The sequence below is a fragment of the Dysgonomonas termitidis genome, assembly GCF_054657735.1.
Genome location: NZ_BAAHYD010000002.1, coordinates 385949 through 405361, shown reverse-complemented (window position 1 = coordinate 405361; position 19413 = coordinate 385949). Strand labels below are relative to the sequence as shown.

14 protein-coding genes and 2 pseudogenes are annotated in these 19413 nt (G+C 37.6%); 11 read left to right on the top strand and 5 right to left on the bottom strand.

Annotation, left to right across the window (positions count from 1 at the left end):
• Positions 1-4 precede the first annotated feature (4 nt).
• The gene (locus ACYQ3L_RS05875) at positions 5-301 is read right to left on the bottom strand and encodes a DUF4134 domain-containing protein (protein ID WP_379997281.1); all 297 of its coding nucleotides are present in this window, start codon (positions 299-301) and stop codon (positions 5-7) included.
• A 372-nt stretch (positions 302-673) separates the two neighbouring features.
• Here ACYQ3L_RS05875 and ACYQ3L_RS05870 point away from each other — a divergent pair, with 372 nt between their 5' ends.
• The 5 genes from ACYQ3L_RS05870 to ACYQ3L_RS05850 are packed head-to-tail and all read left to right on the top strand — an operon-like array spanning position 674 to position 6777.
• Positions 674-1942, top strand: a complete 1269-nt coding sequence (locus ACYQ3L_RS05870; RefSeq protein WP_379997283.1) for a metallophosphoesterase family protein — start codon at positions 674-676, stop codon at positions 1940-1942.
• Positions 1929-2918, top strand: a complete 990-nt coding sequence (locus tag ACYQ3L_RS05865; protein ID WP_379997285.1) for a hypothetical protein — start codon at positions 1929-1931, stop codon at positions 2916-2918. The genes ACYQ3L_RS05870 and ACYQ3L_RS05865 overlap by 14 nt, the downstream gene beginning before the upstream one ends.
• A complete protein-coding gene (locus ACYQ3L_RS05860; protein WP_379997287.1) occupies positions 2911-3921 on the top strand; it encodes a TRAFAC clade GTPase domain-containing protein in 1011 nt (336 codons plus the stop codon). Before ACYQ3L_RS05865 ends, ACYQ3L_RS05860 begins: the two co-directional genes overlap by 8 nt.
• A 2-nt stretch (positions 3922-3923) precedes the next feature.
• Positions 3924-4754, top strand: a complete 831-nt coding sequence (locus ACYQ3L_RS05855) for a TRAFAC clade GTPase domain-containing protein (protein ID WP_379997289.1) — start codon at positions 3924-3926, stop codon at positions 4752-4754.
• Positions 4744-6777, top strand: a complete 2034-nt coding sequence (locus ACYQ3L_RS05850; protein WP_379997291.1) for a GAP1-N1 domain-containing protein — start codon at positions 4744-4746, stop codon at positions 6775-6777. The genes ACYQ3L_RS05855 and ACYQ3L_RS05850 overlap by 11 nt, the downstream gene beginning before the upstream one ends.
• A 26-nt stretch (positions 6778-6803) precedes the next feature.
• Here ACYQ3L_RS05850 and ACYQ3L_RS05845 read toward each other — a convergent pair whose 3' ends face one another.
• Genes ACYQ3L_RS05845 through ACYQ3L_RS05835 form a run of 3 tightly spaced genes read right to left on the bottom strand, consistent with a single transcriptional unit; the run spans position 6804 to position 8672 of the window.
• A complete protein-coding gene (locus tag ACYQ3L_RS05845; RefSeq protein ID WP_379997293.1) occupies positions 6804-7496 on the bottom strand; it encodes a DUF4122 family protein in 693 nt (230 codons plus the stop codon).
• Positions 7497-7498: 2 nt separating this feature from the next.
• The gene (locus tag ACYQ3L_RS05840; RefSeq protein ID WP_379997295.1) at positions 7499-7912 is read right to left on the bottom strand and encodes a DUF3408 domain-containing protein; all 414 of its coding nucleotides are present in this window, start codon (positions 7910-7912) and stop codon (positions 7499-7501) included.
• Positions 7913-7916: 4 nt separating this feature from the next.
• Positions 7917-8672, bottom strand: coding sequence for a ParA family protein (locus ACYQ3L_RS05835; RefSeq protein WP_379997297.1), 756 nt, complete (start codon positions 8670-8672; stop codon positions 7917-7919).
• Between the two features lie 812 nt (positions 8673-9484).
• On the opposite strand from ACYQ3L_RS05835, the gene mobA reads away from it, so the two are divergent.
• From mobA to ACYQ3L_RS05805, 6 genes and pseudogenes are all read left to right on the top strand, one after another.
• Positions 9485-9919, top strand: coding sequence for a conjugal transfer protein MobA (gene mobA / locus ACYQ3L_RS05830; protein WP_379997299.1), 435 nt, complete (start codon positions 9485-9487; stop codon positions 9917-9919).
• Positions 9904-11175 (top strand): conjugal transfer protein MobB, encoded by a 1272-nt coding sequence (gene mobB, locus ACYQ3L_RS05825; protein WP_379997301.1) that lies wholly within the window; start codon positions 9904-9906, stop codon positions 11173-11175. Before mobA ends, mobB begins: the two co-directional genes overlap by 16 nt.
• Before the next feature lie 83 nt (positions 11176-11258).
• Positions 11259-12410: pseudogene (locus tag ACYQ3L_RS05820) on the top strand (YWFCY domain-containing protein); the annotation flags it as partial.
• 626 nt (positions 12411-13036) lie between these two features.
• On the top strand, positions 13037-14851 hold the full coding sequence (locus ACYQ3L_RS05815; RefSeq protein ID WP_380002105.1) for a reverse transcriptase domain-containing protein: 1815 nt from the start codon (positions 13037-13039) through the stop codon (positions 14849-14851).
• Between the two features lie 107 nt (positions 14852-14958).
• Positions 14959-15837 (top strand): annotated as a pseudogene (locus tag ACYQ3L_RS05810) (TraM recognition domain-containing protein); the annotation flags it as partial.
• A gap of 884 nt (positions 15838-16721) precedes the next feature.
• Entirely contained in the window at positions 16722-17624 is a 903-nt protein-coding gene (locus tag ACYQ3L_RS05805) for an Abi family protein (protein WP_380001471.1), read from the top strand.
• A gap of 99 nt (positions 17625-17723) precedes the next feature.
• Here the strand turns inward: ACYQ3L_RS05805 and ACYQ3L_RS05800 are convergent, their stop codons facing one another.
• Positions 17724-19409 carry a UvrD-helicase domain-containing protein gene (locus ACYQ3L_RS05800; RefSeq protein ID WP_380001473.1) on the bottom strand — a complete coding sequence of 562 codons (1686 nt, stop codon included), beginning with the start codon at positions 19407-19409 and terminating at the stop codon, positions 17724-17726.
• Positions 19410-19413: the final 4 nt, after the last annotated feature.

Genomic DNA, 19413 nt, shown 5'->3' with positions numbered 1-19413 from the left:
ACCCTTACAGGAAAAAAGATCTAAGAATTGTAGCGGCTACAATCAGGAAGATACACGCCCCGAACCACGAGGCGGCGGTCTTGGAGGTGTCGGGGTCGCCACTCGAAAACTTCGAGTAGACTTTTACCCCTCCGATGAGTCCTACAACGGCCCCGATGGCATAGATAAGTTTGGTGGCCGGATCGAAATAGGATGTCACCATATTGGTGGCGTCGGTGATGCCCTGCATGCCGTTGCCCTGGGCAAATACTCCCAACATACTTAACAGTAATACTGCTGAAAACAATACTCTTTTTTTCATTGTCGAAATATTAAAAAGTGATACAAAAAAATGAATCCGGCAGCGAATATATAGTGTATAAAATGTTGATTTAAAGCCCTGACGATATGTTACACCGTATGTCATCACGTGTCATCGATATGAAAAATAGATTGAACTATTTTATCGGAGGAATAAAGACTCTTAATTACAATAAAGATTCTATAAGTTACAATTTATGGCTCATATATTAATATGATTCAATTAAGAGGCATTTATTTAAAATCAGTCAAGTATGATTTTTTATAAGATAGAAATAATTATTTTCTTACACTTTCTGATTAATTGCTGAATATATCTATGTAAATTTGGGCTTATTTATTTTATATCCTTGATTCTTAAGCTAGGTTATATGTGGATTTTAATGTAAAATATGATTTGAGTATAAAATATAAAAATATGCCTTTACGACTACTACATTTCTCTGACATTCATTTTTATAATTATAAAGATGCTAGGTGGGATAAGGATAGAGAAATTCAAAACGAAATAATCCAGGATTTATCTAGAGTATTGAAAGATGATAGTACACAGATAAATCATATTTTGATCTGTGGAGATATTGCATTTTCGGGTAAAGATGAAGAATATGAGGATGCCAGCCAATGGATTAACAATGTTTGCCTAAAAACAGGTTGTGAAAACCAAAACATTTTTTTAATACCTGGAAACCATGATGTCAATAGAAGCCAAATTAGTCTTGCATGTAATGAATTGCGTTCAGTATTAAGGGAGCAGAATATTGAAAAATATGATGATTTATTAGAAAAAGCATGGTTAAGAAAAGAAGATAAAGATGTATTATTATTGCCTTTTATTCCCTATTATAAGTTTGTTAAAAAGTATCAGATAGAGCATGATCATATTTGCTGTGATAGAATTCTAGATATTGACGGAGTGTATAAACTAAAAATTAGGGGGATCAATAGTGCACTTCTGTCATATATTCCTGAACTTGATGATGATCCAAATCATGATATGGCAAAATTATGTATTGGGGAGATTCAAGCCTTAATATCAACCCATGAAGAAAATGTAATACATTTATCAATGTGTCACCACCCTATACAATGGTTAAAGGATGGAGAAACGATAAAAAAACTACTAGATAGTAGAGCTTCAATTCAATTATTTGGGCACGAACATAATGCTAAGACTGAATGCAAGGAAAATATTCTTAAAATATATTCAGGAGCAATGCAGCCATCCAGAAGTGAGCATCCTTATGAACCTGTATATAACATAATTGATATTTCAATTGAAAATGAAAAAATGAAAGTTGCGATAAATTCTCGAAGATGGAGTATTGATACACGTACATTTGAAGAAGCAGAAAAAGTTATATATGAACTAGAGCCAGATTTGAGAAAAAGTATAATTAATAACAGGAAACAGTCTCAAAATATTAAAAAGACTGATGAATCTAAAGTTTGGTATGAATATTTTAGCATGAAAAATCCACTCGAACAACTTCAAATAGGAAAAGAGCTCAATGTTACTTCTAATGAAGATGAACTATTGCCTATGTTGGATAGAGTTGATCTGATATATAAACGTTTAAGGGAACAAAATAGACTTGTTGAATTATTAACTTTAATAGGAACAAAATATGCTGGAAAGTAAATTAGTTAGCTGGTATCAGGTATTAGGTGAACAATCATTAGATCAAGATAAACTCAATAGCAGAATTGAAGTTCTTGAGGAGATTTATAAAAATGAAAAATTAGATTTTCTTCTATCATGTTCTCGGTATTATCTGCTAAACAAAACGAACGAGGAATTTCTCACAAAGTTCATAAAATATTTTGATAGTAAAAGTCCTATATATACTATTGAAAGTAAAGAAACTGAGCAAAGAATTCTTGCAGGAGCAATATTATACAATTCTGTTGTATTGAAGAATAGGAGAGATTATAAAGTATGTATTGGTTTAGTATTCGATACTCTCACGTTCTCAACGAACCTTGAATATTTAAATAAAAGTATTGTTGATGAAGTAAAGAGTACATTGACTGAAACAATACTTAACAATAGGGAAATAGAGTCTGTTTCTAACTTGAGAAGTGAAAAAGAAGTTAATGAGACAATATCAAAGGTTATATCTGCCTTTAATAAATTAAACAAAAACCAACAAGTGTTGGGAGATGAATTAAATTGCTATGGATGGCTCATTAGCGATATTTATGCAGGAGACCAGCAAAAATATGAAGGACGTAATAAAGTTGAGTTAGCTTTGATATTTGGTAAAGAACTTAGTGATTGTACAACTATTAACTTGCCCATGGCTAAAGTTGATGTATTAATAGAAAAGAAGTACCAGATTTGTAAAATTGATGTAACTGAAACGAAAATACTATTTAATAATTTCGTTAATGCAACTTTAGATTTCAATAATCTTCATATTTCTGATGCTGCGAATTTATATTGTCCTATTCTGTCTGCACTGAAATCACTTGCCGATACTGAGCAAAAAGATTCTTTTCTAAAGTTAATTAAAGATCAGTTTAGAGTTAATTTTGAGTTGGAATTAACTATTAGCTCTTATGCTAAAGAGGTTTACAACGAATGTCTATTATATAAATTATTAAACAATGCCTGAGGATATATTATCAAAGTTGAATGCTGTTACAGAGGACGAAGATATAACATCAAAACTGGATGAAGGGGAAAACGACTCTGAAGATGATGATGAATTGGGAAACATTTCAGAAAAACAAAATAGTACAGAACTAGCAGAAGGAGATTCGGAGGAGATTAGTACTATCCATAACGGACTTCGACTAGACACTGATGGACTAAAATCGTTAATGTCAGAAAAATTGACAAGAGTAATAGTTTTTGCTGGTTTACCTGATGCTGGTAAAACAACATTATTGAATGCACTTTATCAACCATTGGTGAAAAAGGGTACAATTGCAGAGTATGAGTTTAAATCATCTTTAACGTTAGCTGGTTTTGAACGAAGAGATGCACTATGCCGAATGTCTTCAGGGAATAATGAGCCCACATTTGTGAGGACTAAATCTGGAGAAATGGACATTCTACATTTAGAGATATGTAATCCAAATAACACTATCAATTTAGCAATTACAGACTTATCTGGTGAAGATTTTAAGGACATGTTAAAATCTTCAATATTCTGCAAAGAATTTACTTTATTAAAGAGAGCTGATTCTTTTTCTTTATTAATTGATGGCGACCAAATCACAGATTTGTCTAAGCGTAATTACATAAAAGTAAACAGCCTAAAACTATTAGACATTTTTATTGAGGAAAATATGCTGAGTTACAGAACAAAAATTCATATAATATTTACGAAATGGGATATTATAAACACTCGAATCAAAGGGGATGCCAAACATAAAACTTTTATAGATAATATGAAGAAACAAATCGAAGATAAATTATCTATGTTTGAGCTAGTCTTCCAAGATTTTACAAGAGATAATATTTTTAGAAAAAATTTAGATGAAGCTATAGACATTGATTCTTTTTTTGAATCATTTGTAATGAAAAAAAATAATTGGGAATATAGTGCTGAAATAAAGGGCAATAAAGCCGAACAGGCATCTGTAAAACGATACTTTTCAAAAATAAAATAATAATGAGTGAGCAAATTAGTACAATTCTTGTGGGGTTACCAGGTTCAGGTAAAACGTCTTTTATCGCTGCACTATGGCATATTTTGAATGAAAAGAAGCATTCTTTGAAATTAAACATTCGGCAATCTGATAGAAAATATTTAGAGGAAATTCATGCTAAATGGGCTGTGTTTGAAGAGATAGAACGTTCAAATACTGGAACATTTTATTCTATTGAATTAGATATCATAAAAGATGATAGTAAAGTTTTAAAACTAAACTTCCCCGATGTTTCAGGGGAGTTATATAAGGATATTTACGATAGCAGAACAATAAGTAGTAATTTATCGAAAAAAATGATGAATACAAATTCTATTTTATTGTTTATTCATCCAAATTCATTAAAAGTCGATCGGTATATTGGAGATGTAGTCAAACCAAATGAGATTGACGAAGCGCATGTAGAAGAGCAAGACTTAAGCAATTTAACTAACTTTGAAATATCACAATCGCAAGCAATAATAACTGATTTAATCATTGCTCTGAAAAATAGAAATAAAATAAAAAACATTGCAGTTATTGTCTCTGCTTGGGACACGATTAAAGACTTTACACCAGAAAAATATATAAAAGAGAGTTGTCCGTTATTCCACATGTTTCTTAAAAACTCTGGTATTAAATACAAAATATGGGGAGTTAGTGCTCAAGGGGGAGATTATAAAAATAATCAAGACATGCGACAAATTCAAGAATACGAAGATTTAACAGAGAGAATAAGAATTGTAGATTGCGAAGGAGAGAATAATGACATATCTTTACCTTTAAATTGGCTTATTGAGCAAAATGAAAATTGAACAGGTCTTACATGGATATAAAGATGGGCATGAGTTACTAGCTTCATCCATATCATTATCAGTTAAAGATGCTAGATATATGCGTATTCAGAGCGATATTTCTGGTAATTTATCTCTTGAAGATTATTATCTAAAAGGTTATCCTTTATTAGAGGAGAAATTCTATGTAATAGCTACTACATGGTATGCTCCTGAAATGAAACGTCCTGGTTGCGTGTGGACGCATTCATTATTAATACCTTTCGAAAGTCTTTTCAAAATAAACAATTTCAAATATATAATAAGGAATTTATTTGTACGCCCTGATACAGGTAAAGTTTTTTCGTCATACAATAAATCATTAGATATAGGAGACAATTTACTGGTGAATATGAATCCTGAGATTCAATCTTTATCTTCTATTCTCAATCAAGCATTGTACAATATATTCTTTTCATATTTTGCAACTGATAAGCCTATTATAGCTCAATATGCAAGAGAAACAGATTTGGAGGAATATATTATTTCTCTATGGAATATACTTCCTTATAATCAAAAGAATAGTTTTTCTTTTACCATGGGAACAACTGAATTAATAAAATTGAATGAAGATGTTAATCCTGATATTCAAATTCTAAAGTCATCAAATAATAGACAATTCATAAAGAGCTCTATATTTGAAGTAATTCCCAATTTAAATAATAAAGAACTTCGTATTGATGATAATATTTTATATTTAACGAGATTATCAGAAAAAATCCCTGCTTCATATTTTGCATTTTTGCAAAATTTTAGTAAAGATGTAAGCAGAGGTAAACAACAATCTCTATCCATTTGTAAATTTTACAAACTCTTAACAGACAAGAATATAAAAATATCTGAAACTGAAATTATAAAATTACTAGGAGAGTCTTTTATATCCCCAACTGAGGCAAGAAAGCTCAAATTTTCATTAATTGGAAATAATAATCTTAATCTCTTTGATGAAGGTAAATTGTTATTTGGGTTATTAACCAGCCCTTATCTTAAATCATTTAATTTAACTGATTTAAATTATGAACAACGATTAGTTAGATTTATATCAGATAATTCGATTGATAGCTTAAAATATTTCTCAAATGCAATAACACAATCAGAGATAATCCCAAATACCGAGTTACATAAATATTTGTTGCTTTTAAGCAAGCACCTAACTCCTGATTTATTACAAATAATGAATAGTAAATACCGAGAGTTATTAAGTGTTTGTGTAATGATGAATCCTGATATTGTATCTATGTCAGAATATTGGTATACAAACAAACAATTATTATATGAGAATTTCAAAAACTTAGTAACTATAAAAGATCTCAATATTAATTGGCAAGAGATGCTTAATCTTTTCTTGAATGAGAATATTCCAATTGATTACTCTCTTATAGTAGATTATGTACCAAATGCAGCCGTAAATATATTAAATTGGGTTAATGAAAATGAAAAAGATTTACCCGATAACTATTATCTTGTTTTAGAAAAATCTAGGAAACAGGTTGTAAAATGGATTAAGGATAATGACCAAATAAGTTCAAGATTATTCTTCCTCATTATAGATTTAATAAACCCTAACGATAGTCTAACTCTGGAGATTTCACCTCTTCATTGGATGAAGATCATTGAAAAAAATGATATAGACTTTTCCGGAAGGTCTCCCCTAGAAGAAAAAGCTAATTTCTTTCTGGTTGCAATAGCATTTAATTTTCCAATTAAAGAATCCATCATCCTTCTTGAAATTAGTTTTAATTATGTATATACGACAATAATGAACGCTGAATTGTATACTCCTAATTGGGAGTTATTAGATAAGCATACTCCTGATCTCGGATATCATAATTGGGATAAAGGGGAACGATTGCGTATGACAATAGCAGAGAAATTGATATCTGCCAATATGGAAGCCAAAGAAATTAAGAGATTTGTGCATAGCAAAAAAGATAGAGACGATTTCCAAAAAAGATATAAAAAATCTAAGAAAGGCGGTTTTTTCTTTTTTTTCTTTGGGGATTAGATTAGACTACTTTTGTGTCAATCAGTTCACACATACTTTCCCATGTCAAAAGATTCCATACCTTCCGTCATTCTCTTTGATTTTCTTATAGCCAAAGGTTTTCCGTCATCATCCAGACAGTCACCCATTAGTTTTTCCACATTATCCAGGTTGCTTACCTGATTGGTGAAGAATTCAAAGAGGTCGGTATCCTTGATACGGTGTATAGTCGTTGCAGCCTCGATAATTTGCTTTTCATCGTCTGTGGCTACAGTCAATACACCTACGGCATTTGCCATTTCTTCATAAGTGAGTCCGGCTGAGAAGTCCGGATCGAGTCCCGGAGCCAGGTCATCCATCGCTTCAAAACGTTCTTGTTCTTCCTCCAATTCTTCCTGTGTAACAGATGAAGCAGACAAAGCCGATTCCACGTCATCATCCGATATTTCCGGCTCTTCCCCCATAAAACCGGATGGTTCCAGTTTCTCGCTATATGCGGGAACTTTTGCCGCCAATTCAGGATCTTCCAGATAAACAAATGCCGTTTTTCCGACTACATCCGATACTTCTTTTTCCGTTACCGCTGCAATAACAGGTTCCGGGGCATCCTTCGGAGGCCTGACCGGGATTTTATCCCATATGCCGAATAAGTTTTCATCAAATACGATTATCCAGCACCTGTACAGGATATAACCGCATGCAAGCAGCCTGACTGTAAAATGGATATAATTCTCTGTCATAACTATAAAAATAAATCGGTATTATTCCTGTACATATCGTTAATCTCATCCCTGTATTCTTTCAGGTGGTTCTCCAATACATTATCAATAAAATTAGGGACGCTGATGTCTTTGGCGACAATACTGAGAATTTTTGAAATCTTATCGTATAAATCCGCATTGACATAAGTCTGCCTCTTTGTCCCGGTATTCTTTTTTAAGAACAGGGACATATAATCCTTCGGCTCACGCCTGCGCCTTGCTTTGGATTGTACGGCCTCTTTCTCCGGTTCTTCTTCAATATTTCCTGCCGGAACATCTATTTCCGTATCTACCGGTTTTTCCTTTACAGGCTCACTGCCCAGGCGGGGAATATCTCCCGTCATCATGGACTTGATAAGCTCTTCGTCCACATCGACTTCTTTTCTTTTTGCCATACCGTTATAAGTTTAGTATTTTACACAGTTCTTCCGCTAAATCATCGATACAACTGCCTTTCAACAATTTGGGGGGAGGCGGGAAAAGGGTGCTCCTGAAAAATGGTTTTCCTTTCACCGATAGTTCCTTATCGAAGCGCCTCGATTCGGGGAGTACCGTTTCCATGACTTTCAGGTTAAGCCGTTCCATTATTTCGCGGTAGGCGTCATATACCTCCGTACTGGCACGCCGGTCTACCTTATTCCAGAAAAAGAGGAAATCTTTCAGGGGTATCCCGGGCTTTCCTTTCAGGTAATCGAGAACGGCCGTAGCGAACGACATGGTGCTTTGCATAACGATCCTGTCCGCTACAATCGGCGTCAGGACATAGTCCATATTGATAATGGTCTTGAATACACCGTCCGAGGAAAGGCTTCCCGGAAGGTCCACAAGGATAATATCGAGATCAGGATCGGCCTCCAGCAATTCTCCTATCTTATCCCTCGCGCCCGCAGGAGAGGAATCGACAACGGCATAAGCCTTTTTCCGGATATGTTCCCATTGAACCATCATCAATTGCTTGTACTCGTCTGTCTTCCCGACCGTCTGCATATCCCTCTTACGCATGTGGCTTATACTGTGCTGGAGCGTGTCGCAGTCGACGACTGCCACATTTTTCCCTTTCACATAATGCAGGTAACCAGCCAGCAGGATAGTTACCGTCGATTTGCCTACGCCTCCCTTTTGGTTGGACATGGCTACCAATAATGTCTGTTTCATCTTAAAATTGTTTTTAGTAAAAAAAATAATTTGTTTTGTTGCATTGCCTTGCCGCATCCATGCAATGACGTGGCATGGCAGTAAAGCATTGCTATCATATTGCAGGCATGTGACCTTGCGCCCGTGCATCGAAGCGGTCATGCAGGAATGTATTATTGCCCTATGGCATCGAAGCACGATTACTACCTTGCATCGTCACACGGTTGCATTCTTGCGGTAAGACATCAGTGCCTTGCTATTTTGTTGTGATAGCATAGTATTGCATGATTGCACTCCTGCGGTATCGTATTATTATGTTGAAGCGCTGCTACCCTGTCACCATCCTGCATGACTGCAATAGTATATCACTGCCCCGCGGCATCCTTGTCCCGTCACATGATTGCTTTATAGCCCTGCGGCATTATTCTGTTATTGCCCTGATGCACGTTTGCATTATTGCCGCAAATAAAAGCCGAATTCTCCTTTTTACCTCCCTTTTTTTCTTCACTGACGATATATGACACCGTATGTCGTCTTGTTACATAATACGATCTATTTTATACGCAGATGATCGGGCCTAACTTTGCTTTTGAAATGATATACAGTTACGACAATGGCAAAATCACCCTACAAAACAGGAAGATATGCGCGGCGGCCAATAATTTGCAGCAGGCAAATTTATGTTCAAGCGAACATGGCAAGTTGTGTTTCTTGCTGCACGAAATACTTCTTGCAGCGCGAAACAACTTGCCACTCGCCTTTCGGCTCGGGGCGATTTACTCCAAAGTCGTAAATCGTGTATGAATGATTATCAGTAACTAAATATTGTCGGTATGACAGACGATAATAAGAGCAGGAAAAATAAAACGGTGGGACGGAAGCCTAAAAAGGACCCATCGAAATACAGGTATACAGTCAACCTGAACGATGAAGAAAACGACAAATTCCGCCTCCTTCTGGAACAATCGGGAGTCGAGAATATAAGCCGTTTTATCCATCATGCCCTCTTTTCAAAGGAAATCAAGATAGTAAAAGTGGATAAGGCGACGATGGATTATTACATCCGGCTGACCAATTTCTACCACCAGTTCCAAATGATAGGGAACAATTATAACCAGACGGTGAAGGCTTTGAAGACCAATTTCAGTGAAAAAAGAGCGCTCGCTTTGCTCTATAAACTGGAAAAAGCGACCATCGGACTGATCCTTTTAAGCAAACAAATCATAGCGCTAACGAAAGAATACGAAGAAAGATGGTTGCTAAAATAAACAGGGGAAGCTCGCTTTACGGTGCGTTGATTTACAACCAGCAGAAGGTAAACAATGCTGCGGCAAGGGTCATTTCCGGGCACCGGATGATTACGGATATGACCGGGAATACGGATAAAGTCATTCAGCAAACAATGCTTTCATTCGAAAACTACCTGCTTGCCAATAAGAATACCGAAAAGCCGATTTTACATATTTCCCTGAATCCGTCGCCGGAAGATTACCTGCCGGACAAGCAGTTTTCGGAACTGGCTAAAGACTATATGGACCGCATGGGATACGGTGACCAGCCATACATCGTATATATACATGAAGATACCGGACGCAGGCATATACATATCGTTTCGACCTGTGTAAATGAAAAGGGTGATAAAATATCCGACACCTACGAATGGAACCGTTCGATGAAAGCCTGCCGGGACCTGGAACAGAAGTACGGGCTTAAAAATGTCGCCGATAAGAAGAACGAACTGCTCGAACCTTACCTGAAAAAGGCTGATTATGGTAAAGGCGATATCAAAACCCAGATTGCCAATATCCTTAAAAGCGTGAGGAATTCCTACCGTTACCAGACTTTCGGGGAATACAGCGCTTTGCTTTCGTGCTTCAATATAGAAGCCAGGCAGGTAAAGGGGGAACACGAAGGTGTTCCCTTCACCGGTATTGTTTATTCAATTACGGATGATACGGGAAAGCCTGTCAGCAAACCGGTCAAGTCTTCACTCGTTGGAAACAGTTTCGGTTATGATGGCTTGAACAAACGCATGAAGCATAACAGCAAAGAGTTCAGGGCCGGAAAATGGAAACCCCGGATAAAAAATGAAGTTGCCCTGGCAATGCATGGCTCCGGCGGAGACCGGAACAGGTTTGCATCTGTACTCAAGGGATACGGTATCGATGCCGTTCTCCGCGAGAATGAAGAAGGACGCATATACGGGGTAACATTTATCGACCATCATTCAAAGGAGGTCTACAACGGTTCCCGCTTCGGAAAAGAATTTTCAGCCAACCGGTTCAACAGCCTGTTTAACGTGCCTTCGGACGAGCCCCGGCTCACTAACCGGGCTGGGGACGGCAACCTTTGGAAAGACACCCTTGCGGGAGACTTCCCTTCGGCTGCTTCGGAAATGGAATCGGCTATCGAGCAGGCATTCGGCATATTTAGCTTTGAACAGCACGGGGACAATTACGAAGAAATTGCCTTTACCAACCGGATGAAACACAGGAAGAAAAAGCCGCGTGGTCCAAAGCTGTAAATTTTTAAATTAACTAATTCGCTGATATGCTGTTACATTATTGGCACATCGGCACATTTTCAAATTAACTAATTGATTTTATTATGCAACAGGAAGACGATTTGAGGGGATTGGCCAAAGTGATGGAATTCATGCGGGCCATATCCATTTTATTTTGTGTAATCCATATCTACTGGTACTGCTATGAAGCGGTACTCGGTATGGGGATCAACATCGGGGTAGCCGATAAAATACTCCTGAACTTTCAGAAGACGGCAGGCCTGTTCAGCAATTTACTGCTGACAAAAATGTTCGCCGTCATTTTCCTTGCGCTTAGCTGCCTGGGAACAAAAGGAGTCAAGAACGAAAAGATTACATGGGAGAAAATATACGCGGCCCTGCTTTCCGGGTTGGTATTCTTTTTCATGAACTGGTGGATACTGCACCTGCCTTTCCCCCCTGTGGTAAATATGGGACTGTATGCGCTTACGCTTACCACCGGGTACATATTGTTACTGATGGCTGGCGTATGGGTAAGCCGGATGCTTAAGCACGATCTCATGAAAGACGTCTTCAATGAAGAGAACGAGAGCTTTATGCAGGAAACCAGGCTGATAGAGAACGAATATTCGGTAAACCTCCCGACAACATTTTACTATCAGGGCAAGACATGGGACGGATGGATCAACGTCGTTAATCCGTTCAGGGCTACAACGGTACTAGGAACGCCGGGCTCGGGAAAATCCTACGCCGTGGTCAATAATTTTATCAGGCAGCAGATTTCCAAAGGCTTTGCCGTTTATATCTACGACTATAAGTTCGATGATTTGTCGGTGATTGCCTATAACGAGCTTCTTAAGAATATGCACAATTATGAGGTAAAACCTAAATTCTATGTGATCAATTTCGATGACCCGCATAAATCCCACCGCTGTAACCCGATTGCACCGGAATTTATGACCGACATCAGCGACGCATATGAATCGGCCTATACAATTATGTTAAATTTGAACCGCAGCTGGATTCAGAAACAGGGTGACTTCTTTGTCGAATCGCCGATTATCCTACTGGCAGCTATTATCTGGTACCTTAAAATATATAAGGAAGGAAAATATTGCACGTTTCCCCATGCCATAGAATTTCTGAATAAACCCTATGCCGATATATTCACCATCCTCACTTCTTATCCGGCCCTCGAAAATTACCTTTCTCCCTTTATGGACGCATGGCAATCAGGCGCCCAGGATCAACTCCAGGTGCGCCCGTAAGGGTACTCAATAAATATCTCTTTGGCAAGAGATTAGGTTCGCGTTCTTTGAAAAAATAACCTATCATCACCCGGCTTATCCGTCAACGAAAGACGACGGGGAGTGTAGCATGCTCGGGAACGCCACAAGTGGACAAACTACCCTGTCTCGACTGAGTGGCTAGATGAAACGATAGATATGAGGATAAAGTCTGTATTGATTGAACGATAGTCTGAGCGGTCAGATGGTTAGGCTTTGACGTAAGGTAGTTATACGATTTCAAAAGAATCGAAACCCGTCATATCGTGGTACTCAAGCTCACCTTGCAGGGGCTTTGAGCAAAAGAACTTACTACGACGCAACTACATACATAGTAAAGGACGAAAGTCGTATCCGACAATCTATCTGCCAAACTAATCTGAATTTCAGATTATGTTATTGTGTACCTAAACGGGGATTACCTAAATCGGAAAGCCAGTTGTAAGGCTATGGGGTCTGCCCCTGAATATCCGACATGGTAACAGAGCCTCCGTAGTAGTCTGAGCAAGGGAAAGCCTTGTACACGCAGGTAAAACTGCACGGCGAAGGGGGGCAGTTAATTCAGTTTAATATGATTAAAGGAAATTGTGAGAGACATGAGAAATCCGGAAAAAGTATTAAACAGTCTAACCGAACACAGCAGCGACTTGACTTACAAGTTTGAAAGGCTGTACAGGATTCTGTTTAACGAGGAAATGTATTATCTTGCCTATGAGCGCATTTATGCTAAACCAGGCAACATGACCAAAGGTGTCGATGGGAAAACCATTGACGGCTTTAGTATATCCAAAGTTAAACAGTTGATTGATACGTTAAAAGATGAAACGTATCATCCTTATCCTTCCAAAAGGACATATATTCCAAAGAAAAATGGAAAGAAACGTCCTTTGGGCATTCCTGCATTTTATGATAAACTTCTGCAAGAGGCAATCAGACTTATTCTGGAAGCAATTTATGAAGGTAGTTTTGAGAAATCTTCTCACGGGTTCAGACCTAAGAAGAGTTGCCATACTGCTCTAAAAAGCATTCAGAATTCGTGTAATGGTACAAGGTGGTTTATCGAGGGCGACATTAAAGGATTCTTCGATAATATTAATCACGAAATACTGATTAGTATGCTGAAAGAGCGCATAGCAGATGATAGGTTCATAAGACTTATCCGTAAATTCCTTAATGCCGGATATATCGAGGATTGGGTATTTCGCAAATCGTATAGTGGAACTCCGCAAGGTGGAATTATCAGCCCAATTTTGGCTAATATCTATCTAGACAAGTTTGACAAATACATGAAAGAATATATCCTTAGATTTGATAAGGGAACAAGGAGAAAAGAAAATCCTATTGCCAAAAGACTTGGACATCAGAAAGCAAAGCTGAAAAAGAAACTCGAAAATGTAAACGATGAAACACAAAGAAAACAGCTTAATGAGCAAATACGAGAAATAATAAAAGAACGCCTGAAATATCCTGCTGGTGATGAAATGGATAGCAATATCAAACGTCTGAAATATGTGAGATATGCAGATGATTTTCTAATAAGCGTTATTGGAAGTAAAGAAGACTGTAAACAAATTAAAGATGATATCAAAAATTATTTGTATAATGTCTTAAAGTTGGAACTGTCGGACGAAAAGACACTGATAACCAATGCACAGAAATCAGCTAAATTTCTTGGATACGACATCTTTGTACGCAATTCCAATGATACCCATAGGGATAAGAACGGGCATCTAGTCAGAAGCTACGATCACAAGATCGTTCTTTATGTAACAACCGAAGTGATGCGAAACAAACTATTAGCCTATAACGCAGTGAAAATCACTAAGAAAAATGGCACGGAGTTTTGGAAGCCCACAGGACGTAGCTATATGAGAAATCTGGATGATCTGGAAATCATTAGCCAGTATAATTCGGAAATCATAGGCTTCTACAATTATTACTCAATCGCAAATAATAGCTGTATTATCGACTCCTTCTATAATATCATGGAGTACAGCATGTATAAAACGTATGCAGGCAAATACCGTACTTCCAAGAAAAAGATAATAGCAAAATACAAAAAGAAAGGTGTATTTGCTATTCCTTACACCAATAAGAGGGGGCACACTTTTTATCGAGAATTTTACGACAAAGGTTTCAAACGTAACGAAACACCTGATGTGAATCTAAATGACAGTCTTCCTAACACGATTGCTATAACAGGAGGTCGAAATGGACTTATAACGAGGCTGCAAGCCGGAGTTTGTGAACTTTGCGGTTCGACCGACGAACTCGAAATGCACCACGTCCGTAAACTCAAAGACCTGAAAGGCAAATCCGAATGGGAAGTTAAGATGATTGCTCGTAAACGAAAAACGTTAGCAGTATGTATAAAATGCCATCACAAGATACACGCAGGTACATTAGACTGAATGAATTAATGGAGAGCCGTATACGCAGGAATGTGTACGTACGGTTCGGAGGCGAGTGCTTGGAAACCTACCACCGTGAAAAGTGGCAAGGCGCCGGGTGCTTAGCCTATGGCCAGATTGCGAGTGCCAAAATTCCCTTATCCAGAATGATAAGCCCACAACTGTATTGGGTAATGACAGGTAACGATTTTACGTTAGATATCAACAATCCGAAAGAACCAAAAATACTTTGTGTTGGTAACAACCCCGACAGGCAAAATATTTATTCGGCGGCATTGGGTTTGTACAATAGTCGTATTGTGAAGTTAATAAACAAAAAGGAGCAACTTAAATCTTCGGTTATCATTGATGAGTTGCCAACTATTTATTTCCGGGGCTTGGATAACCTGATAGCTACCGCCCGCAGCAATAAAGTGGCGGTTTGCCTCGGTTTCCAGGATTATTCACAGTTAAACCGCGACTATGGGGACAAGGAAAGCAAGGTGATTCAAAATACGGTCGGGAATATCTTTTCGGGACAGGTTGTCGGGGAAACGGCTAAGAACCTGTCGGAACGTTTCGGGAAAGTTCTTCAAAAAAGGCAGTCTATTTCGATCAACAGGCAGGATACATCCACCTCTATCAATACACAGATGGATTCCCTGATTCCGGCATCCAAGATCGCCAACCTGTCACAAGGTATGTTCGTGGGTTCGGTCGCCGATAATTTCGGGGAGAAGATAGACCAGAAAATTTTCCATGCGATGATTGTCGTGGACAATGAAAAAGTAGCAACGGAAACCAAAGCCTATAAAAAGATTCCTGTTATCAATGATTTTAAGGATGAGAACGGAAATGATATTATGAGGGAGCAGATAGAACGGAACTACAACCAAATCAAACGGGATGTCCTTAATATAATAGAGAATGAGAAGGAGCGCATCCGTAAAGACCCCGACCTTTGTCATTTGCTGGGTGAGAAAAACGAAAAAGAGGAGGAAGGCTAAATTATTCAAGCAGGCATGCGTTCTGTTTTTTCACATGAAAATACATAATTATAGAAACAGAATACTCCCATCCTGCTTCAACCAGACCACCTCATATTTGGCTTCCCATGCAGTCCCTTTAAGGAAGATAACTTGAATCCCGCTTTTTCCACGTTCAGGCCCTGAAGGGTTTTAGGGAAAAATTTCCGGACGCTCCGCTTGTAAATTTTCCCCGTAAAAAACGTTCCAAAAGCAGGATTCAAGTTGCGGGTATGGTCAGGGACTTAGCATGCGAAGCCGAAACGATGACGCATATTAAAATGGCGGGAGGGGGGATATTATGGCAATACCTTTACCGGATATTTTAAAATCTTTACAATATAATACTATATTCCATTTGCCTGTCGCATCCTGCCTTATAAGAAACCCTAAGCCGGGGGACTAAAGCTGCTCTCCTCACGAATCTGCATATTCGTTTAAGTTATGTGGCTCCACCCGTTCCCTGCAATTTTTTTTCTCGTTTGTTTATTTTTTCCGGTTCGTTAGCCTGTCCCTCCTTTTTACTCCGGCAGGCTTTCTCTTTTTTCTCAACTTCAGTCTTTTTTAGCTTGTCTCCTCTTTGTAGACCACAATTAAGTTAAGCAAACGCAGAAATTCGTAAATTTTTGGTAAATATTTTCATTCAACTCAGCCTTCAGAAGATCAAGGTACTTTAAATATAGTTCATTTGGAATAGGTTTTGTTGTTATTATACAGGAAGCTGGCATAAATCACCAAAACGCTTTAATTTTGAAAAATATTCGCATAATAGTTGTTTTTTGAGCTTTTATGATTACTTTTGTAGCAATAGAACCCGCCAAGCCTCTTAACAATGCTCAAATCGGCGGGTCGTTTTATTTTTATTTATGACTATACCATATGCTAAGCACTATCAGGATGTTCCTGATTTAGTTTCTCTTTTGAGAACAAGGGGATTGACAATCAACGATGAACCTAAAGCCCGGAACTACCTTACCAATATTGGTTATTTCCGGTTAAGCGCTTATTTTTATCCCTTGCTCCAACTTCCTAAAACGGCTCATAACTATAAAACAGGTTCCACATTTGAGCAAGTTTTGAACTTATATCGTTTTGACCGGAAACTCCGCCTGTTAGTATTTAACGAAATTGAAAAAATTGAAGTCGCCGTTAGAAGCATTATGGTAAATACGGCTTGCCGGCATTTCAATGATACTTTTTGGATAACACAAAACCGGTATTTTTACAATCAGAACTATTTTAACAGTTCAATAGCCGAAATAGATTCAGAATTACTTAAAAGTAAAGAAGATTTCATCGAACATTTCAAAAATACGTATTCCGATGTATATCCTCCGGCATGGATGCTTGCCGAAATACTACCTTTAGGTAATATTTGCCGGATTTATAAAAACCTGAATGATGCCGGATTAAAAAAGAAAATAGCCAGGCAATTCGGAATGCAACCGCAAGCCTTTGAATCATGGATAATGACCATCGGTGGATTAAGAAATATGTGTTGCCATCATAGCCGCCTTTGGAACAGGGTTTTGCCACTTCGGACATCCTTGCCGCAAAACACTCAATTCCTTTGGCTCAACAATCCTTCAACCGTTGATGTGCAACGTGTATATTTCCGGCTTTGTATGATACGGTATTTGTTATTCTCTGTTTCTCCCCACAATACTTTCAGGGAAAAATTAGTTGATTTGCTGAGTAAGTATCCCGGTGTGGATATTAACGCGATGGGATTCACCGCCGGTTGGCAGCAGGAGCCGTTGTGGAGATAGCCTCAATTAGTGCGGAACTTCCCTCTGAAGGATCGACAATAACCAGCCTATGTCTACGCGAAAGAAAAACGGAGGTTTGGGAAACAAGTATAGAAACGATTAATTGCGGACCAATCTATTTTCCCAAGCACTTTTATTTTCCTCATTTGGGACAGCAATAACTAAGATTTTGCTTGGCCGAGTCATGCCAACATATGCGATTCTTAATTCTTCACTCGTCGAAATAGATATATTTTTATTGAGTAATGTTTTATATGCACTACCAATGCCCTTAGTTTTTAATATTAGAAGAACAGCTTCAAATGTTTCTCCTTTTACACTATGTACTGTTCCATATCTATAATTTTGCTCAATAATCTGTTTGTCTTCGTTTAAGAATAATTGAGGAAAAGAAAAACGCAGGCCGTCTTTATGAACATGCAGTTCAAAACCACAACTATTTTCTTTAAGAATTTTATTTGTTGAGACAACCCATTCTCCAATAGAAATATTTGTTTGAGGGAGCAAGTTTATGAAAGTCTGGATTTGACTTTTATAGGCAATAAATCCCATTTGGGCAATAGCATCATTAATATCATCCTCTGAACAATAAGATAGTGCATTCAGGGTCTTCAATAAAATTCTTTCTATTATTTTAAATCCATCTTTAAAACGACCGTTATCGTATAAGAACTTTCCTCTTGCAAATTCTCGCGTATGGCTATCTATCCAAACATTAGTGCCAAAAGCGATTTCAGGAATACTAAGAACTTCATTAATGATATTTTTACTTCGATAGATTATTGCAGTTGATTCTTTCGAAACATTAATTCCATGTTGTTGGCATTCCGCAATAAATTCAGATACAATTTGAGGTAAATTATTGCTGTATGTAATAACTTTAGGTTGATGGGTAAATTCCCGGACTTGCTCGTTTACGGAAACAGACGTTCCGTTTAAAGAGGAAATTCCAAAGGTAAAATCACAGATATTCTGAGAGCTTCTTCTGTTTTCATTCAGCACAATAGAATTCTCCCATTCATCATATTTTTGAGTAAGTAATTCCGGTCTTGCATCGTTCCATTCAAAAATAGCTTGGTCTGGGTCGCCAACAAGCATTACTTCACTTAATCCGTTTTCTATGAGCATATCTATTATTCTCATCTGAATATCGGATGTATCTTGGGCTTCATCCACTATCAAATAAGGAAATCTATTAGCAATTGCTTTAGCGATTTGAGGATATTTTTCAAGAAGTTTCATGGCAAAGAAATTTGCATCATTTTGTGTAGCATATCCCGCTTTGTTATAACGCTTTTTTGCACCAGTAATATAGTTGTTTTGCTGCCAATTGGCATTCATTTTTGCAGCTTGAATGGCATACATGCTACCATCAATTGCATAACTTATATTATCAAATAGCGCACTGCTAAAGTCTTTTCCACTCCAAGTTCCATGAGGCTCACCAACCAAAGTTGGCCTACCCTTACAGCCTAAAACTAAATGCCCAAAAGGAAGAAAAATATATTTATTTACAAAACTGTCGATAGTTCCAAGAAAATGAGGATAAGTAATTTTTTCGATATTAAATTTCTCGCTACATTTTTTTTCTATTTCTTGCCATGCAACATTAGTAAAGGAAAGTATGGCTATTCCCTCATTCTTCTTTTCCCAATCATGGATTAGTCGAGCTAATCGAGCTCCCACACAATAAGTTTTACCACTACCCGGACAAGCTCTTACTATAAACTTTCCTGATTTGTTGAAGACGATTTCCCGTTGACTATCAGATAGCGTTCTAAACATTCAA

Excerpts from the sequence above, each read along its gene's own strand:
- ACYQ3L_RS05835 (WP_379997297.1), bottom strand. The coding sequence starts at position 8,672 with ATGAAACAGACATTATTGGTAGCCATGTCCAACCAAAAGGGAGGCGTA.
- mobA (WP_379997299.1), top strand. The coding sequence starts at position 9,485 with ATGACAGACGATAATAAGAGCAGGAAAAATAAAACGGTGGGACGGAAG.
- ACYQ3L_RS05815 (WP_380002105.1), top strand. The coding sequence starts at position 13,037 with ATGAGAAATCCGGAAAAAGTATTAAACAGTCTAACCGAACACAGCAGC.
- ACYQ3L_RS05845 (WP_379997293.1), bottom strand. The coding sequence starts at position 7,496 with ATGACAGAGAATTATATCCATTTTACAGTCAGGCTGCTTGCATGCGGT.
- mobB (WP_379997301.1), top strand. The coding sequence starts at position 9,904 with ATGGTTGCTAAAATAAACAGGGGAAGCTCGCTTTACGGTGCGTTGATT.
- ACYQ3L_RS05855 (WP_379997289.1), top strand. The coding sequence starts at position 3,924 with ATGAGTGAGCAAATTAGTACAATTCTTGTGGGGTTACCAGGTTCAGGT.
- ACYQ3L_RS05805 (WP_380001471.1), top strand. The coding sequence starts at position 16,722 with ATGACTATACCATATGCTAAGCACTATCAGGATGTTCCTGATTTAGTT.
- ACYQ3L_RS05875 (WP_379997281.1), bottom strand. The coding sequence starts at position 301 with ATGAAAAAAAGAGTATTGTTTTCAGCAGTATTACTGTTAAGTATGTTG.
- ACYQ3L_RS05840 (WP_379997295.1), bottom strand. The coding sequence starts at position 7,912 with ATGGCAAAAAGAAAAGAAGTCGATGTGGACGAAGAGCTTATCAAGTCC.
- ACYQ3L_RS05800 (WP_380001473.1), bottom strand. The coding sequence starts at position 19,409 with ATGTTTAGAACGCTATCTGATAGTCAACGGGAAATCGTCTTCAACAAA.
- ACYQ3L_RS05860 (WP_379997287.1), top strand. The coding sequence starts at position 2,911 with ATGCCTGAGGATATATTATCAAAGTTGAATGCTGTTACAGAGGACGAA.
- ACYQ3L_RS05865 (WP_379997285.1), top strand. The coding sequence starts at position 1,929 with ATGCTGGAAAGTAAATTAGTTAGCTGGTATCAGGTATTAGGTGAACAA.
- ACYQ3L_RS05850 (WP_379997291.1), top strand. The coding sequence starts at position 4,744 with ATGAAAATTGAACAGGTCTTACATGGATATAAAGATGGGCATGAGTTA.